This is a genomic window from Mesorhizobium alhagi CCNWXJ12-2, from assembly GCF_000236565.1.
GTDB lineage: Bacteria > Pseudomonadota > Alphaproteobacteria > Rhizobiales > Rhizobiaceae > Allomesorhizobium > Allomesorhizobium alhagi.
Genome location: NZ_AHAM01000073.1, coordinates 17,186 through 43,063 on the forward strand (window position 1 = coordinate 17,186; position 25,878 = coordinate 43,063).

28 protein-coding genes and 1 tRNA gene are annotated in these 25,878 nt (G+C 63.3%); 16 read left to right on the forward strand and 13 right to left on the reverse strand.

Annotated features, from left to right (window positions below; all coding sequences use genetic code 11):
• Window positions 1-89: 89 nt before the first annotated feature.
• The 3 genes from MAXJ12_RS39985 to MAXJ12_RS10095 form a co-directional block, all read right to left on the reverse strand.
• Window positions 90-374: a type II toxin-antitoxin system RelE/ParE family toxin gene (locus tag MAXJ12_RS39985; protein WP_008835730.1), complete on the reverse strand. Its 285-nt coding sequence runs from the start codon at window positions 372-374 to the stop codon at window positions 90-92.
• Window positions 371-598 (reverse strand): hypothetical protein, encoded by a 228-nt coding sequence (locus MAXJ12_RS10090; protein ID WP_008835731.1) that lies wholly within the window; start codon window positions 596-598, stop codon window positions 371-373. Before MAXJ12_RS10090 ends, MAXJ12_RS39985 begins: the two co-directional genes overlap by 4 nt.
• 82 nt (window positions 599-680) lie before the next feature.
• Window positions 681-1,865 (reverse strand): MFS transporter, encoded by a 1,185-nt coding sequence (locus MAXJ12_RS10095; protein ID WP_008835732.1) that lies wholly within the window; start codon window positions 1,863-1,865, stop codon window positions 681-683.
• A gap of 195 nt (window positions 1,866-2,060) precedes the next feature.
• Here MAXJ12_RS10095 and dnaG point away from each other — a divergent pair, with 195 nt between their 5' ends.
• The 7 genes from dnaG to MAXJ12_RS10130 all read left to right on the forward strand — a co-directional run bounded on the left by dnaG (window position 2,061) and on the right by MAXJ12_RS10130 (window position 8,856).
• The gene (dnaG, locus tag MAXJ12_RS10100; RefSeq protein WP_008835733.1) at window positions 2,061-4,001 is read left to right on the forward strand and encodes a DNA primase; all 1,941 of its coding nucleotides are present in this window, start codon (window positions 2,061-2,063) and stop codon (window positions 3,999-4,001) included.
• A 419-nt stretch (window positions 4,002-4,420) separates the two neighbouring features.
• The gene (rpoD, locus tag MAXJ12_RS10105; RefSeq protein WP_008835734.1) at window positions 4,421-6,457 is read left to right on the forward strand and encodes an RNA polymerase sigma factor RpoD; all 2,037 of its coding nucleotides are present in this window, start codon (window positions 4,421-4,423) and stop codon (window positions 6,455-6,457) included.
• A 118-nt stretch (window positions 6,458-6,575) separates the two neighbouring features.
• Window positions 6,576-6,965 carry a thiol-disulfide oxidoreductase DCC family protein gene (locus tag MAXJ12_RS10110; protein WP_008835735.1) on the forward strand — a complete coding sequence of 130 codons (390 nt, stop codon included), beginning with the start codon at window positions 6,576-6,578 and terminating at the stop codon, window positions 6,963-6,965.
• 31 nt (window positions 6,966-6,996) lie between these two features.
• Entirely contained in the window at window positions 6,997-7,605 is a 609-nt protein-coding gene (locus MAXJ12_RS10115; protein WP_008835736.1) for a Uma2 family endonuclease, read from the forward strand.
• 13 nt (window positions 7,606-7,618) lie between these two features.
• The gene (locus MAXJ12_RS10120; protein WP_008835737.1) at window positions 7,619-8,041 is read left to right on the forward strand and encodes a secondary thiamine-phosphate synthase enzyme YjbQ; all 423 of its coding nucleotides are present in this window, start codon (window positions 7,619-7,621) and stop codon (window positions 8,039-8,041) included.
• Between the two features lie 139 nt (window positions 8,042-8,180).
• Window positions 8,181-8,474 (forward strand): GYD domain-containing protein, encoded by a 294-nt coding sequence (locus tag MAXJ12_RS10125; RefSeq protein WP_008835738.1) that lies wholly within the window; start codon window positions 8,181-8,183, stop codon window positions 8,472-8,474.
• Between the two features lie 91 nt (window positions 8,475-8,565).
• Entirely contained in the window at window positions 8,566-8,856 is a 291-nt protein-coding gene (locus tag MAXJ12_RS10130; protein WP_008835739.1) for an HlyU family transcriptional regulator, read from the forward strand.
• Between the two features lie 21 nt (window positions 8,857-8,877).
• On the opposite strand, the gene MAXJ12_RS10135 is transcribed toward MAXJ12_RS10130, so the two are convergent.
• Window positions 8,878-9,522 carry a TetR/AcrR family transcriptional regulator gene (locus tag MAXJ12_RS10135; RefSeq protein ID WP_008835740.1) on the reverse strand — a complete coding sequence of 215 codons (645 nt, stop codon included), beginning with the start codon at window positions 9,520-9,522 and terminating at the stop codon, window positions 8,878-8,880.
• A 68-nt stretch (window positions 9,523-9,590) separates the two neighbouring features.
• On the opposite strand from MAXJ12_RS10135, the gene MAXJ12_RS10140 reads away from it, so the two are divergent.
• The 3 genes from MAXJ12_RS10140 (at window position 9,591) to MAXJ12_RS10150 (ending at window position 11,219) form a co-directional block, all read left to right on the forward strand.
• Window positions 9,591-10,013 (forward strand): VOC family protein, encoded by a 423-nt coding sequence (locus tag MAXJ12_RS10140; RefSeq protein ID WP_008835741.1) that lies wholly within the window; start codon window positions 9,591-9,593, stop codon window positions 10,011-10,013.
• 105 nt (window positions 10,014-10,118) lie between these two features.
• Window positions 10,119-10,322, forward strand: a complete 204-nt coding sequence (locus tag MAXJ12_RS10145; protein WP_139043852.1) for a hypothetical protein — start codon at window positions 10,119-10,121, stop codon at window positions 10,320-10,322.
• Window positions 10,323-10,349: 27 nt separating this feature from the next.
• Window positions 10,350-11,219 carry an SDR family oxidoreductase gene (locus tag MAXJ12_RS10150; RefSeq protein ID WP_008835743.1) on the forward strand — a complete coding sequence of 290 codons (870 nt, stop codon included), beginning with the start codon at window positions 10,350-10,352 and terminating at the stop codon, window positions 11,217-11,219.
• Between the two features lie 7 nt (window positions 11,220-11,226).
• Here the strand turns inward: MAXJ12_RS10150 and MAXJ12_RS10155 are convergent, their stop codons facing one another.
• Both MAXJ12_RS10155 and MAXJ12_RS39835 read right to left on the reverse strand, forming a co-directional pair.
• A complete protein-coding gene (locus tag MAXJ12_RS10155) occupies window positions 11,227-13,338 on the reverse strand; it encodes a DUF294 nucleotidyltransferase-like domain-containing protein (protein ID WP_008835744.1) in 2,112 nt (703 codons plus the stop codon).
• 230 nt (window positions 13,339-13,568) lie between these two features.
• Entirely contained in the window at window positions 13,569-14,711 is a 1,143-nt protein-coding gene (locus MAXJ12_RS39835; RefSeq protein ID WP_008835745.1) for an OmpA family protein, read from the reverse strand.
• Window positions 14,712-14,840: 129 nt separating this feature from the next.
• Here MAXJ12_RS39835 and MAXJ12_RS39840 point away from each other — a divergent pair, with 129 nt between their 5' ends.
• The 3 genes from MAXJ12_RS39840 (at window position 14,841) to MAXJ12_RS10170 (ending at window position 16,697) form a co-directional block, all read left to right on the forward strand.
• Window positions 14,841-15,455: a hypothetical protein gene (locus tag MAXJ12_RS39840; RefSeq protein ID WP_008835746.1), complete on the forward strand. Its 615-nt coding sequence runs from the start codon at window positions 14,841-14,843 to the stop codon at window positions 15,453-15,455.
• A 206-nt stretch (window positions 15,456-15,661) separates the two neighbouring features.
• Window positions 15,662-16,108, forward strand: coding sequence for a YcgN family cysteine cluster protein (locus tag MAXJ12_RS10165; protein WP_040585680.1), 447 nt, complete (start codon window positions 15,662-15,664; stop codon window positions 16,106-16,108).
• A gap of 190 nt (window positions 16,109-16,298) precedes the next feature.
• Window positions 16,299-16,697 (forward strand): hypothetical protein, encoded by a 399-nt coding sequence (locus MAXJ12_RS10170; RefSeq protein WP_008835748.1) that lies wholly within the window; start codon window positions 16,299-16,301, stop codon window positions 16,695-16,697.
• A 68-nt stretch (window positions 16,698-16,765) separates the two neighbouring features.
• On the opposite strand, the gene MAXJ12_RS10175 is transcribed toward MAXJ12_RS10170, so the two are convergent.
• Window positions 16,766-17,476 carry an SIMPL domain-containing protein gene (locus MAXJ12_RS10175; protein ID WP_008835749.1) on the reverse strand — a complete coding sequence of 237 codons (711 nt, stop codon included), beginning with the start codon at window positions 17,474-17,476 and terminating at the stop codon, window positions 16,766-16,768.
• A gap of 136 nt (window positions 17,477-17,612) precedes the next feature.
• On the opposite strand from MAXJ12_RS10175, the gene MAXJ12_RS10180 reads away from it, so the two are divergent.
• Window positions 17,613-17,688, forward strand: a tRNA-Ile gene (locus MAXJ12_RS10180).
• A 4-nt stretch (window positions 17,689-17,692) separates the two neighbouring features.
• On the opposite strand, the gene MAXJ12_RS10185 is transcribed toward MAXJ12_RS10180, so the two are convergent.
• Window positions 17,693-18,934, reverse strand: a complete 1,242-nt coding sequence (locus tag MAXJ12_RS10185) for a tyrosine-type recombinase/integrase (protein ID WP_139043853.1) — start codon at window positions 18,932-18,934, stop codon at window positions 17,693-17,695.
• Between the two features lie 674 nt (window positions 18,935-19,608).
• Complete coding sequence (locus tag MAXJ12_RS10190; RefSeq protein ID WP_008835753.1) at window positions 19,609-20,835, reverse strand: tyrosine-type recombinase/integrase; 1,227 nt, start codon at window positions 20,833-20,835, stop codon at window positions 19,609-19,611.
• A gap of 182 nt (window positions 20,836-21,017) precedes the next feature.
• Between MAXJ12_RS10190 and MAXJ12_RS10195 the strand changes: the two genes are divergently transcribed.
• Window positions 21,018-21,542, forward strand: coding sequence for a hypothetical protein (locus tag MAXJ12_RS10195; protein ID WP_008835754.1), 525 nt, complete (start codon window positions 21,018-21,020; stop codon window positions 21,540-21,542).
• Here MAXJ12_RS10195 and MAXJ12_RS10200 read toward each other — a convergent pair.
• The 4 genes from MAXJ12_RS10200 to ppk2 all read right to left on the reverse strand — a co-directional run bounded on the left by MAXJ12_RS10200 (window position 21,514) and on the right by ppk2 (window position 24,685).
• Complete coding sequence (locus MAXJ12_RS10200) at window positions 21,514-21,945, reverse strand: VOC family protein (RefSeq protein WP_008835755.1); 432 nt, start codon at window positions 21,943-21,945, stop codon at window positions 21,514-21,516. The two genes, MAXJ12_RS10195 and MAXJ12_RS10200, sit on opposite strands and share 29 nt — an antisense overlap.
• Before the next feature lie 98 nt (window positions 21,946-22,043).
• The gene (locus MAXJ12_RS10205; protein ID WP_162097486.1) at window positions 22,044-23,315 is read right to left on the reverse strand and encodes an RNA polymerase sigma factor; all 1,272 of its coding nucleotides are present in this window, start codon (window positions 23,313-23,315) and stop codon (window positions 22,044-22,046) included.
• 5 nt (window positions 23,316-23,320) lie between these two features.
• A complete protein-coding gene (locus MAXJ12_RS10210) occupies window positions 23,321-23,686 on the reverse strand; it encodes a YciI family protein (RefSeq protein ID WP_008835757.1) in 366 nt (121 codons plus the stop codon).
• Window positions 23,687-23,758: 72 nt separating this feature from the next.
• Window positions 23,759-24,685, reverse strand: a complete 927-nt coding sequence (gene ppk2, locus MAXJ12_RS10215) for a polyphosphate kinase 2 (RefSeq protein WP_008835758.1) — start codon at window positions 24,683-24,685, stop codon at window positions 23,759-23,761.
• An 84-nt stretch (window positions 24,686-24,769) separates the two neighbouring features.
• On the opposite strand from ppk2, the gene MAXJ12_RS10220 reads away from it, so the two are divergent.
• On the forward strand, window positions 24,770-25,878 hold a 1,109-nt coding region (locus MAXJ12_RS10220; RefSeq protein ID WP_040585665.1), incomplete at its 3' end, for a sensor histidine kinase.

The window sequence follows — 25,878 nt, forward strand, 5'->3', positions numbered from 1 at the left end:
GAAGCTTAGCCGGTTAATGTAATCCGCGTCCATTGCGCGAAGCTGTTCCCTGCCGACGCGGCGTGCCGGAGACGGGACTGGGATATGATTCACTTCAGTTCAAACGGCCTACGCGCCGTGTGTCGGATGTGGATTATCTGGATTTCACCCTGCACGATGCGGTAGAAGACTTTGTACGGATAACGTCCTATCATGCATACGCGAATGTCAGGGCGGCTTGTCGCTTTGCCGGAATACGGCTGCGACGCCAATTGATCGGTCGCGCGGTTTATCCGCGACAGAACGTTACGCGCGCCCTCAGGCGACTGCTTCGCCAAGTATGAGAGAATTGATTCGAGATCGGTATACGCTCGCGAAGTATAGCGCAGTTTCATGCGCCAAAGCGCCGGGACATTTCCCTGAGATCACCGTCGGTGACGAATTCGCCGCGGTCTGCTTGACCCAAACCTTCTTCGACAGCAGCCAACTCGTCTTCGTCAAGTTCATAAATCCCGGTGCGGCGCGCTTCAATGACGCGCGCAAAATCCGCGAGTTCCGCCTGTTCCTCGGGGGTCCAGGTCTCGGCCGCATGCAGCAGGTTCTTCAGAGTCGCATTCATGGCTGTAATCTAGCACATTCAGGATGGACGCGCCACGTTGCGGGCGTTGCGGACACGGGAGATGCTGCCCAGGGGCCGCAGTTCAGGTCGCCGGCGCGGTCAGTGGCGGCCTGGCTCCGTTGCGCCGCTCGGATGTATAGGAGGCGAAGGCCACGGCGGTTGCCACGATCATGGCGAGCACGCCCAGGAGGGGCAAGCTGCGATAGCTCATGCCGCTCGCGAGCAGCATGGAGCCGACGGAGGCGGCGAGCGCGATGCCGATGTTGAAGCCAGCCGGGATAAGCGACGAGGCGAGGTTGGGCGCGTCCGCCGTCCAGCCCAGGATGCGGGTCTGGATCGGCGTGCCGATGGCGAAATTGATACCTCCCCACAGAGTGATGACTGCGACCATGGGGAGCGGGTAGGGGCTGACCAGATACATCGCTGCGAGTACGACCCCCTGCAGCGCGAACATGGCAATGAGCGATGGCATCAGCTTCCAGCCGGCGAGCCTGCCGCCGATGAACACGCCCGCCGTGGCGCCGACGCCGTTGAGCAGCAGCACCCAGGGGATCATGTCGGCCCCGATGCCGGTGACCTCGCGCAGCATGGGAGCGATATAGGTGAAGGGCACGAACTGGCCGATCATCAGCATCAGCATGAGGATCAGCGAGGTCCAGACCTGCTGGCGGCCGAGCACCTGCACTTCGCGCAGAAAGCCAGCCGGCCGGGCCGAGCGTCCATTCGCCCGCGGAAGCAGTGCAATCATTGCGGCCGTGGCGAGCAGTCCGAGCGCTAACATTGCCCAGAAGGTCGCGCGCCAACCGAAGAGATTGCCGATAGCCGTACCGGCCGGCACGCCGACGATGTTGGAGACAGTCAGGCCCGCCAGGATGAGCGCGACGGCCATACCGCGTCGTTCCTCCTTCACGAGACCGACGGCGACTACCATCGCGACCCCGAAATAGGCGCCGTGCGCAATCGCCACCGCGATGCGGATGAGAAGCATTTCTGCGAATCCCGGCGCCAATGCGCAAGCGAGTTGGCCGGCGGTGAAGGCGCCGGCGAGGCCGATCAGCAGCGTCTTGCGGGAAAGGCGCGCCGTAGCGATGGTGAGAAGCGGACCGCCGAGCGCGATGCCGAGTGCGTAGCCGGAGACAAGGTAGCCAGCCGTCGGAATGGACACGTCGAGGCCCTCCGCCACCTGCGGCAGCACGCCGGCAATGACGAACTCGGTCGTGCCGAAGGCAAAGGCGGCGATGAAAAGGGCAACCAGCGGCAGGGACATAGCGGGCACGCAACTTAGAGGTTAGGCCTCAAATCATGCGTGAATGGCTCCATGCAAGCCAGATTTTGTGAGGCCGGCTTCAGCTTTTCTTATACGCGGGTCGCAGAGCACCTGTGAATCGCGGGAATGCCGGAAATGGCTGTTCGCTTTGCACGCCTGCTCAGCCTATATATCGGAAAGAGAGATCCACATCCCATGCGCTTTCCGCCTTCCTTCCTCGACGAGATTCGCGACCGCGTGCCGATTTCATCGGTCATCGGCGCGCGCGTCTCGTGGGACCGCAGGAAGACGAACGCGGCGCGTGGCGACTACTGGGCCTGCTGTCCGTTTCACGGCGAAAAATCGCCGAGCTTCCACTGCGAGGACAAGAAGGGCCGCTATCACTGCTTCGGCTGCGGGGTTTCGGGCGACCATTTCAAGTTTCTCACCGAACTCGACGGGATGGGCTTTCCTGAGGCGGTCGAGAAGATAGCCGAACTGGCCGGCGTGCCGATGCCGGCGCGCGACGAGGCGGCGGAACGGCGCGAGAAGCAGCGCGCCAGCCTGACCGATGTCATGGAAATGGCGACGGTCTTCTTCCAGGAGCGGCTGCAATCGTCGGACGGCGCCAAAGCCCGCGCGTATCTGCGCGAGCGCGGCCTGGCTTCGGCCACGCAGCAGGCCTTCCGCCTCGGCTATGCCCCCGACAGCCGCAACGCGCTCAAGGAATTCCTGGCCGGCAAAGGCGTCGAGAAGGCGCAGATGGAAGCCTGCGGCCTGACTGTGTTCGAGGACGTTCCGGTCTCCTACGATCGCTTCCGCGACCGCATCATGTTTCCGATCGAGGATTCCCGCGGCAAGGTCATCGCCTTCGGCGGGCGGGCGCTGTCGCCGGAAATCTCGGCCAAGTACCTGAACTCGCCCGACACCGAGCTCTTCCACAAGGGCAATGTGCTCTACAATTTCGCCCGCGCCCGGAAGGGCATGGGCAAGGACGGCACGGTGATCGCCGTCGAAGGCTATATGGACGTGATCGCGCTGGCGCAGGCCGGCTTCGACAACGCCGTGGCGCCCCTCGGCACCGCGCTGACTGAGAACCAGCTCGAACTTCTGTGGCGCATGACCGGCGAGCCGGTGCTGTGCTTTGACGGCGACCAGGCCGGCTTTCGGGCGGCGTGGCGCGCCGCCGACATGGTGCTGCCGGCGGTTCAGGCGGGACGCACGGCGCGTTTTGCACTGCTGCCGGAGGGCAAGGATCCTGACGATCTGGTCAAGGCCGACGGGCCGGAGGCGTTCAGGGCCGTGCTTTCGGAGGCGCGGCCGCTGTCGGATCTTCTGTGGATGCGCGAGACTTCGGGTGGGGTGTTCGACACGCCCGAGCGGCGCGCCGAACTCGAAAAGACGCTGCGCGAACTCACTTCGCGCATCAAGGACGAGAGCGTCCGCTATCACTACGCGCAGGACATGCGCGAGCGGGTGCTGGCCTTTTTCGGCGCGCAGCGGAGCCGGCAACAGCCAAGGCACGGCGAGCGGGACAGGAATTTCAGCAAGGGCCAGGGCGGCCAATGGGGGAGGGGCGGCGCTGGCCCGGCGGCGGGACGGCTGGCGGTGTCGGACAGCCTGGCGCGTTCGGCTATGGTCAAGCGCGCCGGCGGCGTCATGCCGCTGCGCGAAACGGCGATCGTCGCGGCGCTGGTCAATCATCCAGCGCTGATCGACGAGAATTTCGACCATGTCGAAACGCTCGACCTTTCGCATCCGGACCTGCGGCTGCTGCACAGCGCGCTGATCGATGCGGTGGCGCACGGCGTGACCGACGATAGCTCTGCGATCATCGCAAGGATAGGCGAGGCGGGGCTGGCGGATGCCTGGCAGCGGGCGATGGCGCTGGTCCGGCGGGCGCGGCTGTGGCCGGTGATGGAGGAGGCGGCGATAGAGGATGCCCGCGACGCCTTCGCGCAGGCGCTGCACTTGCACCGTAGCGCGAGTACCTTACATAAGGAACTGAAAGTGGCGGAGACGGCACTGGCGACAGATCCGACAGACGAAAACTATCGCCACCTTGTCGAAATCCAGGCCCAGTTCCACGACGTTCAGGCGACCGAAGCGCTTATCGAGGGTTTCGGCATTTCGTCCGGGCGTGTGGACCGGGCCTAGCATGATCCCGAAACCGAAGGTCCGCGCTGCGAAAAGCTGCAGGCTTTCGGAAAAGATCATGCGGCAAAATAATGACTGGAGTCCCGTTCCGGCTTGTCTGAACGGAACAGGCTCCAAGAAACATGGCAATTGATTCGCTTTTTTAACGCGAATCATGCGACAGCCGCTTGACCTTCCGCCGGAATGGCGGAATCAGGACGATTCGAAAAGTTAACCTGCGGGCACAATCCGCACCCAACATCGACGGAACGGAGCTGATAGGCTGGACGGGAAAAAATCCCGCCACAGATATCATCAGTAATCGGGGACCAGACGCAAGGGCGGCGGCTTTTCATAGCGGTCGAACAGTTGCGGTCGGTTTGCCGGTTCAACAGTTTCAGCGCTCCGCACGATCCGGCCGCTTGGAGATAATAAGAAGCATGGCGAAACCAGAGAAGGAAGAGGTCGAGACCGAACGCGAAGCTGCCACCGACGGCCCTTTGCTCGACCTTTCCGATGACGCTGTCAAGAAGATGATCAAGGCCGCCAAGAAGCGCGGCTATGTGACCATGGACGAGTTGAACTCGGTGCTGCCGTCGGAGGAAGTGACCTCGGAGCAGATCGAGGACACCATGTCCATGCTGTCGGACATGGGCATCAACGTCGTCGAGGACGATGAGACCGGCGAAGAGGCCGAAGGCGAGCCGACGGCCGCCGATGCCGAGGAAGACGCCAACGAGCTTGCCGAGCAGACCGGCACGGCGGTCGCCGCCACCACGACCAAGAAAGAGCCGACCGACCGCACCGACGACCCGGTGCGCATGTATCTGCGCGAGATGGGCTCGGTCGAGCTTCTGTCGCGCGAGGGCGAAATCGCCATCGCCAAGCGCATCGAGGCCGGCCGCGAGACGATGATCGCGGGCCTGTGCGAAAGCCCGCTGACCTTCCAGGCCATCATCATCTGGCGCGACGAGCTCAACGAAGCCAAGATCCTGCTGCGCGAAATCATCGACCTCGAGGCGACCTATGCCGGGCCTGAAGCCAAGCAGGCGCCGACGCCCGAGCGCCAGGAAGAGCTTGAGCGGCCCAAGACACCAGAGCACAGCCAGCGCCGGCCTTCCGTGCGCGAGGACGACGACATCACCAATGTCAGCGGCGATATGCGCGGGCTGGCGGAAGACGAAGACGAAGACGAGGACGAGGCCTCGCTGTCGCTGGCCGCCATGGAGGCGGAACTGCGGCCGCAGGTCATGGAAACGCTCGACGTTATCGCCGACACCTACAAGAAGCTGCGCAAACTGCAGGACCAGCAGGTCGAGAACCGGCTTGCCGCCGCCGGCACGCTGTCGCCGAGCCAGGACCGCCGCCTGAAGGAGCTGAAGGACCAGCTGATCACGGCGGTGAAGTCGCTGTCGCTCAACAATGCGCGCATCGAATCGCTGGTCGAGCAACTCTACGACATCAACAAGCGCCTGGTGCAGAACGAGGGCAAGCTTTTGCGCCTCGCGGAAAGCTACGGCGTGCGCCGCGAGAGCTTCCTGCAGGAATACCAGGGCTCGGAACTCGACCCCAACTGGATCAAGTCGATCTCCAACCTCTCCGCGCGCGGCTGGAAGGAATTCACCAGGAACGAGAAGGACGCGATCCGCGACCTGCGCTCGGAAATCCAGAACCTCGCCACCGAGACGGCGATCTCGATCGCGGAATTCCGCAAGATCGTGAACCAGGTCCAGAAGGGCGAGCGCGAAGCGGCGATCGCCAAGAAGGAGATGGTCGAGGCCAATCTGCGCCTCGTGATCTCGATCGCGAAGAAATACACCAACCGCGGCCTGCAGTTCCTCGACCTGATCCAGGAAGGCAATATCGGCCTGATGAAGGCGGTGGACAAATTCGAATATCGCCGCGGCTACAAGTTCTCGACCTACGCCACCTGGTGGATCCGGCAGGCGATCACTCGCTCGATCGCCGACCAGGCCCGCACCATCCGCATTCCGGTGCACATGATCGAGACGATCAACAAGATCGTCAGGACCTCGCGCCAGATGCTGCACGAGATCGGCCGCGAGCCGACGCCGGAGGAACTGGCCGAGAAGCTCGCAATGCCGCTCGAAAAAGTGCGCAAGGTGCTGAAGATCGCCAAGGAGCCGATCTCGCTCGAAACCCCGGTCGGCGACGAGGAGGATTCGCATCTCGGCGATTTCATCGAGGACAAGATGGCGATCCTGCCGATCGACGCGGCGATCCAGGCCAATCTGCGCGAGACGACGACGCGCGTGCTTGCCTCGCTCACCCCGCGCGAGGAGCGCGTGCTCAGGATGCGCTTCGGCATCGGCATGAACACCGACCACACGCTGGAGGAAGTCGGCCAACAGTTCTCGGTGACACGCGAGCGCATCCGTCAGATCGAGGCCAAGGCGCTGAGGAAGCTGAAGCATCCGAGCCGGTCCAGGAAGCTGCGGAGCTTCCTGGACAGCTAACGGGATCTCGGCACCGCCGGGTCGCATGCAGTCAATTGAAAAAAAGCGGGGGCCGAAACAGCTCTCGCTTTTTTCATGCCCTTGAACAGGTCGTCGCGAGGGGCGCAGGAATCATGGAATGATCAACACCTCCGCGCCGGCGCTGACTGTCTGGTACAATACTCGCTGCCCGGTCTGCGACGCCGGCATCAGCAGGCAGAAGCGGCGGCTGATCGGGGCGGTCAAGGCCGGACGGATTGCATTCCGCGACATCAATCTCGAGCCCGCTGCGCTGGCCGCGCATGGCGCTTCGCTGGAAAACATCCGCCGCCGGCTGCACGCCATCGATGCGGATGGAAACCTGCTGGTCGGGGCGGACGTGGCCATTGCCATATGGCGCCTGATGCCGGGCGAGGGGTGGCTCGCCTCCCTGGCCGGCAATCCGCTGCTTTTGCCGGCAACGCGCTTCGCTTATGACCGCTTCGCCGATCTTCTCTACGCCTGGAACCGCCGAAAAGGCCGCTGGTGAGGCGATACGATATTTGTGCTAGGCTGAATTCATGAACGAGCACACCGCCCCGCTCCAGCCCATGCCGCTTACGACGCAGGCTGCCGAAGGCCTGCCGCGCCGGCCGTGGACGGTTGCGGAAATCGAGGCGATGGTGGCGGCCGGCATCATCGAAGAGGACGAGCGATTCGAGCTGATCGGTGGGGAGGTTGTGCCGATGTCGCCCAAGGGTGCGCGCCATGAACTGGTGAAGGCAGAGCTTAACGAGTATTTCCAAAGGCTCGGCTTGACTGATCTTCGTATCGTGCCGGAGACCACGCTGCGGCTTGACGAGAAGGCGTTTCTCGAACCGGATTTCTGCGTATTCCCGCGCTCCATCGCCCCCGGCGACATGCGCGGGCCGGACGTGCTGCTCGCGGTCGAGGTCGCCGACACCAGCCTTGCCTACGATCGCGGCCGCAAGATCAGCGTCTATGCCGCTTTCGGCATTCCGGAAGTCTGGGTGATCGACGCCAACAGCGTCGTCACCTACGTCTATCGCCAGTTGGGCGCGGAGGGCTACCGCACTGTGCTCGAAATCGGGCCGGCGGAAGAGATTGCCGCCACTCGCGCCGAGGCCGTAAGCTATTGCCTGAGCCGCCTCGGCCTCAACCCCGCATAAGTTTGGCGAGCGCTTGCCTCAGTCGACGCTCACAATTTCGACCTCCGGTCCCGGCCTCTACGAGTTCACCGACCGGGCCAAGACATTCGTTCGGGAGGCCGGCGTCGAGACTGGGCTGCTCACGGTCTTCGTGCGGCATACGTCCTGTTCGCTGCTGATCCAGGAAAACGCCGATCCGGACGTGCGGCGCGATCTCGACGCATTCTTCCGCCGCCTGGTTCCGCCGTCCGACGATCCGTCAATGCGCTGGGTGGTCCACACGACGGAGGGGCCGGACGACATGCCGGCTCACATCAAGGCGGCGCTCACCGCCGTTTCGCTGTCTGTTCCGGTCACCTCCGGGCGGCTGGCGCTCGGCACATGGCAGGGGCTTTATCTCTTTGAGCATCGCGAAAGCCCGCATCGGCGCGAGATCGTGCTGCATCTCGGCGGATGATTGAGCGCGGGCGGCGCCAGCTTCCTTGCCGGCCGGCCTGAGCGGGTTCATACTGTCCGGGCAGGCGGAATGGGGCGACAATCCCGGCGCCGCGCGCCCCACGCCCAACCCCGCGCCTGTGCGCCGGAGGAGGTGTTTCATGACCACTTACATCATGCTGGTGAATTGGACGGAACAGGGCGTGAAGAACGTGCGCGACTCGCCGAAACGCCTCGACGCCGCGAGAAAGTCGCTGGCCGACATGGGCGGCTCTTTCAGGGAGTTCTACCTCACCATGGGTGAATACGACATGGTGGCCGTGTGCGAGGCGCCGGACGATGCGGTGGCGGCGCGGTTCGCGCTACAGCTCGGCATGGGCGGCAATGTGCGCACCCGCACCTTGAAGGCGTTTCCGGAAGCCGCCTACCGCGAGATCATCAATTCGCTCGGCTGAACCGCGTGATCTTTCCTCGCCCCGGCCGGGCAGGTCTCGACCTCCCCGGCCGAACGGGGTACGCTCGACTGCAAAACGGAGCAGGTGAAGCATGTCCTTCCTGAAGCGGCTTTTCGGCGGTGGTGATAAGGTGGCTGACGCTTCGGCTCCGGTCGTCGCCCGCCAGGTCGAGCACAAGGGATTCCTGGTCAGCGCCACACCCTACAAGGCTGATGGGCAGTACCAGACCTGCGGCATCGTCTCGAAGGAAATCGGCGGCGTGCAGAAGGAGCACAAATTCATCCGCGCCGACCGCTTTGCCTCGCTCGACGATGCAGTCGAGGTGTCGCTGAAGAAGGGCATCCAACTGGTCGACGAGCAGGGCGACAAGGTTTTTAGCTAAGCATTCCGATAGTGGCTTGGGTCAGCCTCCGAGCGGTCCACGAATCCGGGGCCGGTTTTCGGCGGGGTCATGTCCTTCCGTCATCAATCCGTCGATCAGAGCCTCGAGCGACTTCAGATAATCCCGCGCCGACGCGCCCGTTTCTATGGCGAGTGCGGCGCGGTCGAAGGCTGCCGAGAGCAGGGCGGTCACCGCGGCGACCGGCAGCTTCTTCATCGCGCCCGAGCGCACCGCCATGGCGATGCCTTCGCGCAGCGTGCGCGTACCGTGGCGGCTGTCGATCCCGTCCATCGTCTCGCGGCCGAGTATGGCCGGCCCATCGAGGAGTAGCAGACGGGTGCGGCCCGAAACGGCCATGGCGTTGAAAAAAGCCAGGCCGCCGGTGAGCAGGGCGTCGCGGGGACCGAGCGTGTCGGGCGTTGCCATCTCGATCTCTTCGGCAACGGCGGCGGCTTCTTCTTCCACCACGGCATGGAACAAAGCACGCTTGTCGGCGAAATGGTGATAGAGCGCGCCGCGCGTGACGCCGGCGGAAGCAACGATTTCCGGGGTTGAGGTGTCGCCATAACCCTTTTCAACGAAGAGTTTCTTTGCCGCTGCGAGCAGGTCGCCGCGCGTGGCTTCTGTGCGCTCGCGGTTGGAGCGGCGTGTTGAATCCTGTTGCATACATGCAGCCTGTATGTTAATTGGAGATACATGCAAACTGTATGTATGTTCGAAGGAGATTGGAAGCCATGAAAACCACCAGCTACTATCCCGTGCTGATGACAGACGATGTCGCCGGTACCGCCGACTTCTATGTCAGGCATTTCCGCTTCGCGCGCGTGTTCGACGGCGGCTGGTACGTCCATCTGCAGTCGTCCGAGGACAAACGCGTCAACCTCGCTATCATGGACGGAAGCCACGAAACTATCCCTGAGGCGGGCAGGGGACGTGTGTCGGGCCTGATCCTCAACTTCGAAGTCAAGGACCCGGATGCCGAGTATGAGCGAGCCAAGGCGGCGGGCCTGCCGATCTTGCACACGCTGCGCGACGAGGCTTTCGGCCAGCGCCATTTCATCACCGCCGACCCCAACGGCGTGCTGATCGACATCATCAAGCCGATCCCGCCGAGCGCCGAATTTTCGGCGCAGTATCTGGAGGGAACGCCAGGCTGACGCCATGGCGGGCAAGGCGTTTTCGCCATCGACAGAATCCGCGAAAAGGACGAATTGTTGGTCCCTGCTGGCATTTCGGAGAAGAATGCTAGAGAGGTGATGTCCATGTGCTTTGTCCGAAAGATCCCGACCTGCCTTGCAGCAGCCCTGATTGCGATGGCCTTGTCCGGCTGCGCCATGGGTGGCGGCGTATTCGGCACGACCATTGCCGATGGGACTGCGACGACCAGGGTGAAGACCGGTTCGGTGGGAGTGGGGGTGTCGGGCGTCAAGGCAGGCTCGACAGACACGATCGTGACGACTAACTGAATGCCGGCGTAAGGAGAGGGACCAACCATGTCGCTGAAGAACAAGACGCTTTTCATCTCGGGCGGCTCGCGCGGCATCGGGCTGGCGATCGCGCTTCGCGCGGCGCGCGACGGCGCCAATGTGACCATTGCCGCCAAGACGGCGGAGCCGCATCCGAAGCTGCCCGGCACGATCTACACGGCGGCCGACGAGATCGAGGCGGTGGGCGGCAAGGCGCTGCCGGTGCTATGCGACATTCGGGAGGAGGAGCAGGTAGTGCAAGCCGTCGAGAAGACCGTCGAAAAATTCGGCGGCATCGACATCTGCATCAACAATGCCAGCGCCATCCAGCTCACCGGCACGCTTCAGACGGACATGAAGCGCTATGATCTGATGCACCAGATCAACACGCGTGGCACGTTCCTCGTATCGAAAATGTGCATTCCTTACCTTAAGTTAGCGGAAAATCCTCACATTCTGAATCTGGCACCGCCACTCGATATGAGCGCGAAATGGTTCAAGAATCACGTCGCCTACACGATGGCCAAGTTCGGCATGTCGATGTGCACGCTCGGCATGGCCGAGGAGTTCCGGAAGGATGGCATCGCGGTCAATTCGCTGTGGCCGCTGACGGCGATCGACACGGCTGCGGTGCGCAATCTGCTCGGCGGCGAGGCCGTCGCTTCGATGAGCCGCTCGCCCGAAATCATGGCCGACGCCGCGCACGCGATCCTGACGAAGCCGTCGCGCGAGACCACCGGTAATTTCTTCATCGACGAACTTGTTCTGAAAGAACAAGGCGTTACGGACTTTTCTGGATATGCGCCCGGAGCCAAGGGGCCGCTGGCGGGAGATTTCTTTGTACCCGACGAGGTGTTTGAAAAGACCGACACCAAGGTGGCGCGGACGTTCGGTTAGGCAGTTGTCACCCGAACATCAGGTCGCGGACGAGGTCGGAAGCGGGCTGCAGCGCCTTCAGCGCCGCTTTCAGTTCGGTCCGTTGCGCCTTGTCGAGTTTTACCAGCTCAACGCGGTTTGATACCGGCAGCCCGGCATAGAGATCGCGGGTCTGCTGGGCGAGCAATAGCGCCAGAAGGACGCTGTGGGCAGACACCATGGCGGTCATGTCCTGGTCGCCGCCAATATCGAGCCCGATCAGGCCTTCGAGGCGTTCGCGCGTGCTACGTGCGCGGATGCCGTGGCGGATCGCCAGCGTGCGGGCCATGGCCACCACCGGGAACAGGCCGTGCAGCTTCAGGTCGATGCGGCCGTCTTCGAGCTGGAGGCCGCCGAACAGTGTGAACGGATTTCCGGGCGCGACTTGCTCGCCAAGCAGCTTGGCGAAATCGGGGCGGGTATGGCCGAGCTCGTAGGCATGGGCGAAAAGCGCCTCGCCGAGCGCGAGATCTCCGTGGACCGGTCTCAGATCGAAGAAGATGTCGACATTGAGCAGATCCTGCGGCCGCGAGCGGCCGATCCAGTCGGCTACGCGCTCCTTCCAATGGCCGAGCGAGCCGCGCCACAGGGCATTCTTCGCCATCACCCCGCCCTTGCAGTAGGGCACGCCCGACTGGTCGAGCAGGTCGGCGATTTTTTCGCCGAGCCGCGCGAACCAGCGATCCACCGGTCCGTCCGGATCGCCTTCGGCAAAGACGATGGCGTTGTCCTGGTCGGCAGCGAGCAAGCTCTCGCCGCGGCCGCCCGAACCGAGCACGAGCACCGCAAAGGGGCAGGGCGGTGGCCCGTGGCCTTCGCGCGCCATCTCCGCCTCGGCGAGGATTGCCGCGCGACGGGTCATGGCGCAAAGCTCCTCACTGACGATTTCGGCTATGGCCCGCGCGTCGATCCCTTCGGCAATCAGCGCGTCGGCGACGCCGGGCAGCATCGCCCACGCAGCCGCCATTTCCGCGGGGGAGGCGGCGTGCTCGATCGTGTCGTCGAGATTGATCGCAGCACTCGCCCGCAGCTTCAGCAGGTCGCGCGCCGAAACGACGCCCGCCAACCTGCCGTCTTCATGGCGCACGGCGAGATGGCGGATCCCCAGGCGGTCCATGCGGCCGACGGCACGGTAGGCGAAGGCCTGCTCCCGGATCGAAGCCAACGGGCGCGAGGCGATACCGTCGACGGGCGTTGCGAGCGCTTGTTCGCTGTCGGAGGCCAGGAGGCGCATCACGTCGCGCTCGGTGACGATGCCGTAGGCATCAAGCGGTTGGCCGGGTTCGGCCGGATCAGCCACGAACAGCGAGCTTATCCTGCGCGCGATCATCAGCGCGATGGCGTCCATCACGCTGATGGACGGCACCACGACGACCGGCGGGGAACTCATCAGTTCGCCGACACGGTGGCGATAGGCGAACGGGTCGACGGAGCGGAACGAAGGCGGCGCCGGCCTGGAGACCGGATCGGCCCAGCCGGCGCGATGGCCGGTTTCGCGCTCGGCTCTCTGCTCCATGCAGGCGCGCTCGGCCTCGGCAAGCGTCCGTATGCCGCGTTCCTGGAGCTTTGGCAGCAGCGCCACGAAAATCTCCGCCGCCGCCCTGGCGTCGCCCAGCGCCGAATGCCGGTCCTCGATAACGATGCCGAGCCGGGCGGCGATAGCGTCGAGCGACAGGTCGGTCTGGCCGGGTTGCACAAGCCGCGCCAGCAGCCTGACGCAGAGCGAGCGCGGCTTTTTCCAAGAGAGCCCGGCGCGTGTGGCCTCACGCTCCAGCATCGACAGGTCGAAACCTATGGCGTGGCCGATAATGATGCCGTTTTCAACGAAAGCCTGCACGGCCGTCCAGGCGGAGGCAAAGGCAGGCGCGTTGCGCACTATGGCATTGGTGATGCCATGGATGCGGGTCGAAGCCGAGGGAATGGCGATCTCCGGATCGACCAGCATTTCGATCTGCCGGCCGTCGAGGATGCGGCCGCGCGAGATCGCGATGGCGCCGATCTGGACAATGCGCGCCTTGGCGGTGTCGAGCCCGGTGGTCTCGGTGTCGAGGGCGACGGCGTCGAGCGCGATAAGCGGCGTTGCCCCGGTCGCTGGTTTCATCCGCACCCCTCCCGGCTCACTGAATAGAGCCGCGAGCCGCGCGCCGCAACGTGGCATTTACCGGGGGATAACGGGCAGGCTTGAATGAAAAACCCGGCCGGTGGGGACCGGCCGGGTTCTTTTGCCATTGTCCCGCTGGAGGCGGGACGGGGCAGGGAAGCTTGCATCTGTGAGGGAGAATCCCGCGATTCAATGGCCGGAGCCACCAAATCGCGAAATTGTGATCTCCTTTACTGCGCGCTCGCCACCGGCGCCACCAGTGGGGTGATGCGGCGGATGGCGACACGACGATTCTCGCGCTCAGGTCCCTCGGTGTTCACCTTGAGGTACTGTTCGCCATAACCCTGCGGCGCCAGGTTCTCCGGCGGAATGCCGAACGAACCTGATAGAGCCGTCGCGACTGCTTCGGCGCGGCGATCCGAAAGCGCCAGATTGGCGACATCGGTGCCGACAGCATCTGTGTGGCCCTCGATCAGGAAGGTTTCGGCCGGGTTCTGCTCGAGCAGCCGTTCCATGGCCTGCGCAACGCCTTCGAGGTCGGCGATCTCGCTTTCGGCGATTTCCGCCGAGCCGAACTCAAAGTTAATCGTGTCGAGGTCGACGCGCCGCACCTTGTCGCGAATGCGGGCCGAGCGCTTTACCTCGGCGATCGAATAGGTGCGTTCGACCCTTTCGACCGGCGGCTGTTCGAGGAAGGTGTAATACGCCTCCGGATCCTCAACGGCCTCGGCGTCGAGAATGTACTCCTCCTCCGGGATCGTGAGACGGAGCGGTGGCAGGTCCGCGCCCGGATCGCGCCATTCCAGCACCCGGTCGTAGTCGCGCTCGTCGACATAGACCAGCACGACCTCCCGGTCGTCGGGCGTGAATTTCGAGCGGCGGAGGATATCGCCGTAGCGGTTGCGGATAGTGACCACCCGCGTACCGTCCGGCCGCACGATCACTTCGCGGGTGCGGCCGCGCGGGAGTTCCTCGTAATAGACCTCCCGTGCGTCGACCACGAGGCGTTCGCGATCCGGGCTCTCGACATAGATGTTGTTGTTGAACTCGACGATATAACGATCCCCGACTTCTCGAACGATCTCCACATCCTCACGCCGTTCCTCGCGGAAATCGCGGGGACGCTCGATGCGCTGGCCTTCCTCGACGGTGATCGACTCGATCCGTTCCGGACGTGCCTCTTCGGCTTGGGCCTCTTCGTCGCTTTCGGGCGGCGGAGCCGCCTCGGCGGGCTGCTCAGCAGGCGCTGGCTGCTCGCCTTCCGGCGCAGTCTCTGCCGGCTGCTCGCCCTCGGCAGGCGCTTCGCCCTCGGGAGCAGGTTCGGCAGGTGCTTCGCCTTCTGCCGGAGGCGCTTCCTTCTGGCTGTCGAGCACCGGGGCTTCAGTGCCTTCCGCCGGCTGCTCGCCTTCGGCAGGCGTTTCAGCGGGTTCGGCCGGCTCAGCAGGCTGCTCGCCTTCAGCAGGTGGCTCGGCCGGTTCGGCAGGCTCAGCCGGCTCAGCGGGTTGCTCGCCTTCAGCAGGTGGCTCAGCCGGTTCGGCAGGCTCAGCCGGTTCAGCGGGTTGCTCGCCTTCAGCAGGTGGTTCGGCCGGTTCCGCAGGCTCAGCCGGTTCAGCGGGCTCAGCAGGCTCGGCGGGTGGCTCGCCTTCAGCAGGCGGTTCGGCGGGCTCCGCAGGCTCGGCCGGTTCAGCAGGCTCAGCCGGCTGGGCGGGTTCGGAAGGCTCAGCAGGCTCCGCAGGTTCGGTCGGTTCCTCAGGTTCAGCGGGAGCAGCTTCGGGTTCCGGTTCAGGAGTTGGCTCGGGCTCCGGCGCAGGTTCTGGCTCGGGTTCAGGCGCGGGTTCTGGTTCTGGTTCGGGCTCTGGTTCTGGCTCCGGCTCTGGTGCAGGCTCGGGTTCTTCGGCCGGGGCCTCCTGGGCCTCCCCTTCCTGCTCGCGCCGCTGCCGAAGCAGGCGTTGTTCCTCGGTCTCTTCGGCCTGGGCAAAGATCATATTATTCGCGGACAACGCATTTTGCGCCCTAGGCTGGAAAGCAGTTTGCACGCCGTCGTTCAACGGCACGGCGCCCAACGGGGCGGATGCCATCAGCAGGCCGACTGCGGTTCCTGCCAGAAACCGTGGTGAGCGTTTCATCGACAAATTCTCCTGTGGGGTCCCATCCCGGACACAACATCAATCACGCAACTTTGTTCCGCGCCGGCCCGGAACCGGGCAGCCAGGCGGCTATTGCCGGGCGGCAAGGCGTCGGGATCGCGGCGATACCGTGGTCGGGTCGGAAAACGCAGTTGCAGGCGCTTGACCTGCCCGTGTGGGCGGGCCACATGCCTGCGATGGACGAGCCGTTCTGGAAAACCAAGACGCTGGAGGAAATGAGCCTCGCCGAGTGGGAATCGCTCTGCGACGGTTGCGGCAAATGCTGCCTTTCCAAACTCGAGGACGAGGATACCGGCGAGATCTACTGGACCACGGTCGGCTGCCGCTTGTTCAACGCGCAGACCTGCCGCTGCTCCGACTATGCCAACCGGCTTGCCCGCGTTCCCGACTGCGTCGGGCTCACGCCCGCAAATGTGCGCACCATCTCCTGGCTCCCGCAAAGCTGCGCCTATCGGCTGGTGGCGGAGGGCAGGGATCTCTACTGGTGGCACCGGCTTGTGTCGGGAAGCGACGAGACGGTCCACGAGGCCGGCATCTCCATGCGCGGGCGCACCACCGCCCGCGAGGACGAACTGACCGATCCCGAAGATTTTTTCGAGCATATGGTCGAGGACGAGCCTTAAGCTGCATCCTGACCTGAATCGCGACTCGCCTTGTCTCTGCCGCGTGTCGAGCCGAAAACCCTTTATTCCCAAAAAATTGCGACATGAACCGCGTATGAACAGCCAGTTCGTGGCCGGTTCAGCTTGGCTGGCGCACTGTCGTCTCATCGCTTCGGCGAAGACAGATCACGCGTCAGCAAAGGAGAACATAATGTTCAAGACGCTCAAGACCGCGGGCCTTTCGGCTCTCATCGCTCTCGGCACGCTCGCGGCCATTCCGGCTACGTCGGCGCAGGCCGAAGGCCTCTATCTCAATTTCGGCGGCAATGGCGATGCGCGCTTCGGCGTCTATGTCGGCGACGACGATCGCCGGTGGCATCGCCGTGACCGTTATGATCGCCATGATCGCCGCGGCCGCTGGGAGCGCCGCCATGTCCGCCGCCAGTGCACGGCCAACCGCGCACTGAACAAGGCCGAACGCATGGGCATCCGTCGCGCACGCATTGTCGATATCAACCGTCGCTCGATCACGGTCAGGGGTCGCAAATGGGGCGACCGCGTCACCGTGGACTTCGGCCGCGCGCCCAACTGCCCGGTTATCGGCTGGTAATCGGCCGATAGACAAAACCCCGGAGGCGTTCGCCTCCGGGGTTTTTTTCTTTTGCAGTTGTACGCCGCTTATTTCAGTTCGAAGACAACGTTGACGTGGACATGGTAAGCGTTTTCGCCAGCTTCGATTGGAACTGCTGCGTCGCGCATTTCGGCCTTGGCCATATAGGGTATCGGCGGCGGCTGCATGACAGCCTGATCCGAGATCTCGATGATGCGCCCGAGATTTACGCCGGCGGCTTCGCTGAGCGTCCGGGCCTTCTGCATGGCGTCGGCGACCGCAAGCTTGCGCGCCTCGGTCAGGGCCTTTTCCGGATCGTCATTGGTGAACGATATGCCGCCGCCCTGATTGACGCCGAGCGACACCGATTTGTCGAGGATCTCGCCGGTCTTGGACAGGTCGCGGACGCGCACCGACAACGTGTTGGTGACCTGATAGGCGACGAGCTCCGCCTCCTGGCTGCCGTCCGGCTTGTTGCTGTAATTGTAGCGCGGCGCGATCTGGATGCCGGCGGTCTGGAGATCGCGTTCCTCGACGCCCGCCGCCTTCATCGCGGCGATCACCGCAGCCATGGCGTCATTGTTGGCGTCGAGCGCCGCGCGTGCAGTCTTGGCCTCGCGCATGACGCTGAGCGACAGCAGCGCCAGATCGGGCGCGATCGCGCTTTCGCCTTCCCCCGTCACCATTATCCGCGGCGGCGGCTGCGTGTCGGCCCGAGCCGCAGCAGCCGGAAGCGCGATCGCGGCGGCCAGCGCCAGCGGCAAAAATCGTTTCGTCATCAAAAACTCCGTATGAGATGTGTTGCCTGGACTGCGCCGATTATTGCCGCGATTATGGGTGGATTGCGGCGGCAGAGCGCGCGTTTTCGCGAAAGCCTTGTGCACGCAGGCAAAACTGACTAATTCAGCCCTCGGCGGGCCTGTAGCTCAATGGTCAGAGCCGGCGGCTCATAACCGCTTGGTTGGGGGTTCGAGTCCCTCCGGGCCCACCACCACCTACCTCGGTTCTTTGATTTTTAACGATTTTCTGGCCGAATTTGTCCCACTCAAATCAACCCCCTCAGAAAGTGGGACAATTTTGTTCTCGTTTCGGTCAATGACGAGTAGGTGGCGAGCAGCCTTGGCCACCTTCCGGCGGCGCGCTTTACGGATGTAAAGATCTGGCTGCTGATATGTCGTCCAGCCATAAATCGCCTTGAGCTGTTCATGCGTCGCGCCGTTCTCAGCTGCAATGGTCGCACCGGCCTTTCTCAGCCCGTGTGCGCTGCAGTGCGGCAATCCAGCCTCATCGCACCATTGGCGCATTTTGTTCCCGAGACCGTTCCCCGAGAACGGGCTGCCATATTCGTTGACCAAGAAGATCATTTGGTCGACCGGTGTCGCATTTAGTTCCTCCTCAAGCTCAGGAAGCAGCGGGAGCTCGACCATAACGGATTCACTATTACGACTTGTCTTTCCTGGCTTGATTCTGATCCATTTCTCCCATTCGCCGGTTTCATCGTTATGAACCAGCGTGATCTGCTGTCGGCCGAAAATAGCAACATCAGAAAGCCGCAGGCCCGTGAACATAAAGATCGCCAGCGCACGCCTGGCCGTTGTGCCGCGGACATGACGTTTTTCGTACCGGACGATTTCCGATACCTCCCAAGTATGCCAGCCGTCCCCACTCTTCAGCCGCTTGATGCCGCGAGCAGGGTTGGAATCGACCAACTCGGCTTCCTTTGCCCATTCGAACATTGCACTGATGGCCTTTACCATATTGTTTGCGGCACCAAGGGCGTCGAGCCTGGTGTCCCTGATCTCCTTAACATGAGACCGTTTCATACCGGCGAACGGCAGCGATCCTTTAGTGGGATACTGTGGATCGCGGTCACCTTCGAGCGGATGAGGCAATTCGCACACGCGCTCCAGAATTGCTCGTCGGCGCGCCATAGTGTCTTCAGTGATCTCCGCGCCGCCACGACGGTAGTACTCCTGGCAAAGCCATAGCAATGTTCCTTTTTTCGCTGGCTCCGAAGGCTTGGAGACGGATCGGACGTTGGGAAGAGTGCCGGGCCGAACATAGGCGACCCCCGCACGCGCACAGCGCAGCTCCTCGAGAAACTCATGGCTGCCGATAGGTTCACGGAGCCGGACCTTCCTCCGACCGGGTACGCGAAAATAGTACCGATCATTGCCGTGGCGATCAGTGTCCTTGACGACGCCCTTAAGATCGACCTTCACAGGCTCATCCGTCATTTTTGAGGTCTTCGATCCCAAGGATTGTCTGGTGGCAAAGCTTCGTCAAGCGTTGATGCTTTTTCTGCTTGCCGGTGAGGGAGCTCTCGAAACGCCAATACAACCTCCTCGACGTCCCAAATGATGCGTCCCTTGCTTGGGATTCGTGGCTGCGGCATTCGGCCGTCCCGGACCATTTCATCAAAAGTCGTTGGGCTTACGCCGATGAACGCCGCAGCCTGCTCCCGATTGATTCCTACTGGCGGAAGCGAAGGAGGCAACACGCTCTGCGCACGTGGCATGGGTTTTAGCTCTCCAGCTAAAACCCACCGCGTTGAACGCGCGTCTTTGGGCCCCTTCTTTCGTTGGGCGCAGCTGTCATGTCCTGGCTCTGATGCTGGCAAGCCTCGTCCTCAAATCTCCAGACCTAAAATTGCTCAAAACACCGGATTCTCTTTCAACCTTTGTGTACGACGACGCATATCTTTTTCTTTTACGCGATCGGTACCCGAGTTGAATCAGGCGGCGACTTGGAGTGAAAAAGCCCGTCGAACAGCAAATTTGGGGCCAGGGGCCGCGCGCCCCTCGTTCTCGAACTTGGCGATGAATTCGACCATCTGGTGCAGCGCCTTGCAGACTGAAGCCGTCGGGCACGGTGTCAGTCACCCCGCGAGACGGACAAAGGAGCCGGCCTGCTACCTTCCGTTGATGGCGCCCTGCAAATGCGCCTGCCAGGCTATCAAGGCGGCTTCAACGCGGTGGTCCAGGTTCGGACGGCTGTAATGCCGGATCAGCGTACGCGTGTCCCTTGTGCCGCGCTGATGGCCGATTACGGCTGCGATTGTCTCGAGCGCGATGCCCAGTTCATCCATGCCGGAAACTACCGTGCGGCGAAGGTCATGTGTCGTGAAGTGCGCAATCGGTCGGTCGCGGTGATTGAGCGCCAAGCCTATGTCGTCGGCGCGGAGCGCCCGCTTACGATCGAGCGTGCGGAACAGTGCACCTTTCGGCCTCGCCCTCCAGGCCGTCTCGGCGATTTCCTTCGCAACCCCGGCCAGCGGCGTGACGCGCTCGCGCTTGTTCTTACTGCGGCTCGCCGGAAGCCGCCAAATCAACCGCTCGCCGTCGTGCGCTAGTTCACTCGCCTCCATGCCGGCAACCTCGCCAACTCGTGCTCCCAAGAGCAACTGTAGCCTGAGTACGGCAATGGCGTCCGGCGGCATGCCGTCCGCGCCATTGTCGAGCCATTGCCAGAAAGTGCGGATTTCGTCGGCGGAAAGAACGCGGTTCCTTGTGTCGCCAAGCCCATAACTCGATGTTCCGGCGACCGGGTTCGCGTTCACGTAGCCCTTGCTGACGCCCCATGCAAACATTGCGCCAACGGTCTGGCGGCGCTTCTCGGCCTCGCGAGGGTACGTGTCGGCAACGTCGTCCAGTATGCGGGAAATGTCGGCCCGCCTGAGATTGTCGGCTGTGCTGTCAAGTTTCGTTGCCAGCGCCCGCCTCAGGCGGCGATCTATGTCATCAGCGGTGCGAAGCGGGCCACCTTTCCGGTGCGCGGATTTCGTGTGCTTGGCATACAGGGAAATCAGCTCCTCGATCGTGAAGGCGTCTTTGCGCGCCTGCCGCTCGGCCTGTTCCTCGGCCAGCAAATGGCGCCCGTCACGCGCTGCCTTCACGATCGAGGCGGCGCGCTCGCGGGCGGAAGCAAGATTCATCCCGTTGCGGCCTTCTGGATCGCACCGGCCAAGCGACACGCTCTTGCTACCCTCGCCCTTGATGCGGAAGGCGACGTTCCAGGTCATCACGCCCGACGGCGCGACGCGGATGCGCAACCCATCAGTCTTGGCGTCACTGACGTAGTAGGGCGCAGCCTTGGGTTTCAGGGCTGCGATTGCGACGGCGGTAAGCTGCTTCCTCATGATGAGTTTCCTGGCCACGATTTGTAGCTAGGGTTATCCCGTAGCAACACTATAGCAACAATTTTCGTTGCTGCTGGCGAACCACCCCGAACGATACTTTACGCTAAGTGTAGGAAAACGCTAGATTATGTGAAGGAATTCGAATGATCTCAAACGATGGCGAACGCTAGATCAAGGGCTGGATGCAGACCTGGCTGGTCCATATGCGCAATCCGCGGCGGCTGGCGGGCGAACTCGATCCCAAGTCCTTCTGGGTGGGGCAGATATTATTCGCTGGAATGGTTGCGTCAGCGCTCGCCCATCCCATCCTGCTGGTCACGCTTGCATGGCTGACGATGCATATTGCAGTCGGCGGCACGCTGAGCACCTGGCAGTCCAGCCTGCTCTGGATCGATTCCGTCAACATCGCTCTCGGATACGCATCGTTCATGGCGCTCGGATCGATGGGAATGGAGAAAGGCGAAAAAGAAGGGCTGTGGAAGGTCTATCTGTTCACGCCCGTTTACTGGGCGATGCTGTCATACGCCGCCTGGTGGGCTCTTTTCCAGCTTTTCCGGCGTCCGCACCATTGGGACAAGACGCCCCATCGCAGCGCCGGCCCCAGAATCGTGGTGAGGGGCGAGGCGCATTCGCTTGCCGTGGCACCCGGCCGGCTGGCAAGCGGACCGGCCAGAATTCCTAAGCCGGCGCGACCATCGCCCAGGTGACGCCGAACGGATCGCGAAGCTGCCCGTAGCGGTCGCCCCAGAACATCACCTGCACCGGCAGGATGACTTCCGCGCCGGCCTTCACTGCGCGGTCGAACCAGGCGTCGATGTCGTCGACCATCAGATGCATCGTGACGCCTTGCGGCTCTTTCAGCGGATGGCCGTATTCCGGGTACGCATCGCAGAGCATGACCGAGCTGCCATTGATGTAGAGGTGGAGATGCATCGTGCGGCCCTGCTCGTCGACCGGATGCCGGGCCACCTCCGTGGCGCCGAAGGCGCGTTCGTAGAACTCGGCGGCTTTTGTGGCGCCGCCGACAGTGAGATAAGCCACCACGCCGCCCAGGACGGCGGGGGTTTCCTGTGCTTCGGGGGTTGCGGTTGCCGCTGCTGAAGTCGCCATGTCGTTCCTCCTGTTCTCGTGAAGTCCCGGATGCGGGATGTTCCAAGGACGAACGGGGGAGCGGCGAACCGACAACGCGCCGAAATTTTCTGTACGGTTCAGACGCCGGATTTGGCGAGCGTGGCTTCGGTCGAGCCGCTGTCCTTCATGAGGCGGTCGAGATGCATCCGGATATGGGCGGCCTCCGCCGCGGTATTGGCCTTCGCGATCGCATGGCCGAAGGCCTCGCGGGCTTCATCGGCGCGGCCGAGCTGCATGAGCAGCGCGCCCTTCACCCCGAAAAAGTGGAAATAGCCCGAGAGCCTCGGCGCGAGCGGCTCGATCATCTCCAGCGCGGCAGCCGGCCCGCGTACCTTGGCGACCGCGACAGCCCGGTTGAGGGTCACCACCGGCGACGGCTGCAATTCTTCGAGCGCGGCATAGAGCAGGTCGATCTGAGCCCAGTCCGTCTCCTCGGGGCGGGCGGCCCGCGCGTGCAGCGCCGCTATCGCCGCCTGAATTTGATAGGGACCACGCTGCCTGTGGCGAATTGCCTTGTCGATCAGCGCCAAGCCCTCGGCGATCAGCTTGCGGTTCCACAGCCCTCGATCCTGCTCTTCGAGCAGCACGACCGAGCCGTCGGCGTCGAAGCGCGCCGGAGTGCGGGAATGCTGCAGCAGGAGGAGCGCGGTCAGCCCCATGATCTCCGGCTCGGTCTGGAACAGGCGCAGCAGCAATCTGGCCAGCCGGATCGCCTCGTCGCAGAGCGGCGCGCGCATCGGCGCGGAATCGCCGCTAGCCGAATAGCCCTCGTTGAAGACTAGGTAGATCATGGCCGCCACCGCCGCGAGCCGCTCGGCCCGTTCCGGCGCGCCCGGCGTTTCGAACGGAACGTCGGCCTGCGCGATGCGGGCCTTGGCCCTGGTGATGCGCTGCTCCATCGCGCTTTCGCCGACCAGGAAGGCGCGAGCGATCTGCTTGACCGAAAGGCCCGAGACTATGCGCAGCGCCAGCGCGATCTGCTGCGTCTGCGGCAGGTCGGGATGGCAGCAGATGAACAAAAGGCGCAGCACGTCGTCGCGGTAGTCCGAGCCGTCGAGCCGCTCCGCCAGGTCGCTCTCGGCGTCGTTCAGGTCCGAGACCAGTTCCTCGGCGGGTAGCGGCTCCTGCTTGCTACGCTTCCTGACGGAATCGATCGCGGCGTTGCGCCCGACGAAGATCAGCCAGGCGGTCGGATCGCGCGGCGGGCCATTCTTTGGCCAGGTCTTCAGCGCCCGCAGACACGCATCCTGAAACGCCTCTTCGGCAGTGTCGAGGTCACGAAAATAACGCAGCAGCGCGCCGATCGCTTGAGGACGTGCGGCCGTCAGGGCCGCGTTTATCCAGACCATGTCGCTCACGTCACCCCGCTTCCTGGAAGGAAAAGGGAAATCGGCCGCAACTCGTAGGCGCCGCCGGGATTGGCACGCGCCAGGTCGCGGGCGACTTCCAGCCCCGCCTCGAGCCCCTCGACGTCAACCACGTAGAAACCGAGCAGTTGCTCCTTAGTCTCGGCATAAGGGCCGTCGATCACCAGGTCCTGATTCTTGACCAGAGTGGTCGCCGCGGTCGTCGGCAGCAGGCGCAGCGAAGGGCCGAGCCGCCTTTCCTTCAACAGCTTCTGGTGGACTACGTCGAGCTTGGCCATCACCGCGTCGTCCTCCTCCTTGGTCCAGGAAGTGACGACGTCTTCGGAGTTGTAGCAGAGGATCGCGTAGAGCATGGTTTTCCTTCCTGTCTCAAGGACGAACGGGATCATTCGATCCCGACATAGTGGCGGATTTTTTCTTGGGATTTAACTCTTCAGGAAATCCGGGCCCTCGCCGATGATCTTCGGGTCGGGTTTGCCGACGATTTCGAGGTCGCGGCCCGCATAGGGCAGGCTGCTCAGGATGCGCCGGATGGCGGCTATGCGCGCACGCCTCTTGTCGTTCGAGCGCACGACGATCCAGGGTGCGTGGGAACTGTGAGTCCGCTCCAGCATCAGGTCGCGCATCTCGCTATAGGCATCCCATTTCGTCATACCGGCAACGTCCATCGGCGAGAACTTCCAGCATGTCAGCGGGCTGTGGCGGCGGTCGTGGAACCGCTTCAGCTGCATCTCGCGGCCAAGATCCAGCCAGAACTTGAAGAAGTGGATGCCCTCGTCGACGATCATGCGCTCGAAACGCGGCGTCTCCTCGAGGAAAGTCGCGTGCTGCTCGGGGGTGCAGAAGCCCATGACCGGCTCGACGCCGGCGCGGTTGTACCAGGAGCGGTCGAATGTCACCATTTCGCCCTTAGTCGGAAAATGAGCGACGTAGCGCTGGTAGTACCATTGACCCTGTTCGGTCTCGGTGGGCTTCGGCAATGCGACATCGCGGGCGGTGCGCGGGTTCATGTATTCGCGGACGGCCTTGATCACGCCGCCCTTGCCGGCCGCATCGCGTCCTTCGAACAGGATGAGCACGCGCTTGCCGGTGGCCTGCATCCAGGATTGCAGCTTCACCAGTTCGATCTGCAGGCGCTCCAGCGTTTCGTCGTACTCCTTGCGCGGCATCTTTTCGTCATAGGGAAAGCCGCCGGAGGTCAGCGTCCGCTTTTTCAGCCAGTCGGGAAGCTCCGGATTGTCGATGTCGAACGTTCGTTCTTCGCCACCGGCCTTGAGCTTCAGGAGCGGCGGAGCGTTCGCCGGTGCGACGGATGGAGACTGTTCAATCTTGCGGGCATTGTCATTTTTCATCGCCACACCTTCCTCGTTGCGCGGCTCATGCTATTGGGTGGTCATTGCCCGGTCAAACGGCCGGTGGCAGCTCGGGAAGTGCGGATGGCCGAAGCGAAAAGGGAACGTCAGGGGCGACGATGGGGCCGTCTCGTTGTGGGCCGGCTCAGCCAGAACCGGTGGATGCTGGCCGCCGGCATCGTGGCGGTCCTTGCCGTCTATTCGATCGCCGAGGAATCGACATTCTTCGTCCTCGTCTGCATAGCGGCGCTGTTCGTGGCGGCTGCGGTGGCGCCGCGGCGCACAGGCCGCCAGCGCCGTGCCGAAGCAGCGGCGGTGGGCGAACGTTCAGCGCTGGAGAGGCTTTCAGGCGAAAACCTCGCGGCGGCGGTGGCCGATCCGCTGATCCTGTTCGACGGCGCGGGCACCGTCGTCCACGCCAACGATGCGGCGCTCGACGCCTTCGCCGCCGTGGGCCCGGGAATTTCGCTGCAATTGAAATTCCGCGCGCCCGAAATGCAGGAGCTGATCGCAGCGACGCTTGCCGGCAACGGCTCGCCGCAGGTCGCCGGCTATGTCGAGCGCGTTCCGATCGAGCGCGTCTACCGCGTCACCGGCTCGGCGATCGGCAGGGGTACAGGTCTTTACGTGCTGGTGTTCAAGGACCAGAGCGAGGCCCGCCGCATCGACCGCATGCGCGCCGATTTCATCGCCAACGCCAGCCACGAGCTGCGCACGCCGCTTGCCTCGATCGCCGGCTTCGTCGAAACCCTGCGCGGGCCCGCCAGAAACGACGCCGCGGCGCGCGACCACTTTCTCCAGATCATGCAGAACCAGACCTCGCGCATGGCGCGGCTGATCGACGATTTGCTGTCGCTGTCTCGGCTGGAGATGAAGCCTTACCTGAAACCTGGGGCCAAGATCGATTTGCGGACCGTCGTGCAAAGCGTGGTCGATTCTCTCAATCCGCTCGCCAGGGAGTCGGGCGTGAAGATCGAGACCGACATGCCGGACCACGCAGTCGAGGTGCCAGGCGACCGCGACGAACTGTTCCAGGTGTTCGAGAACCTGCTCGAAAACGCCTGCAAATACGGCCAGTCCGGCGGCCGCGTGACCGTGTCGATAGGAAATGTCGAGACGGGACCGCAGCGTGAGGTCGCGGTCACCATTCGCGATTTCGGGCCGGGCATCCCGGAAGAGCACATCCACCGTAT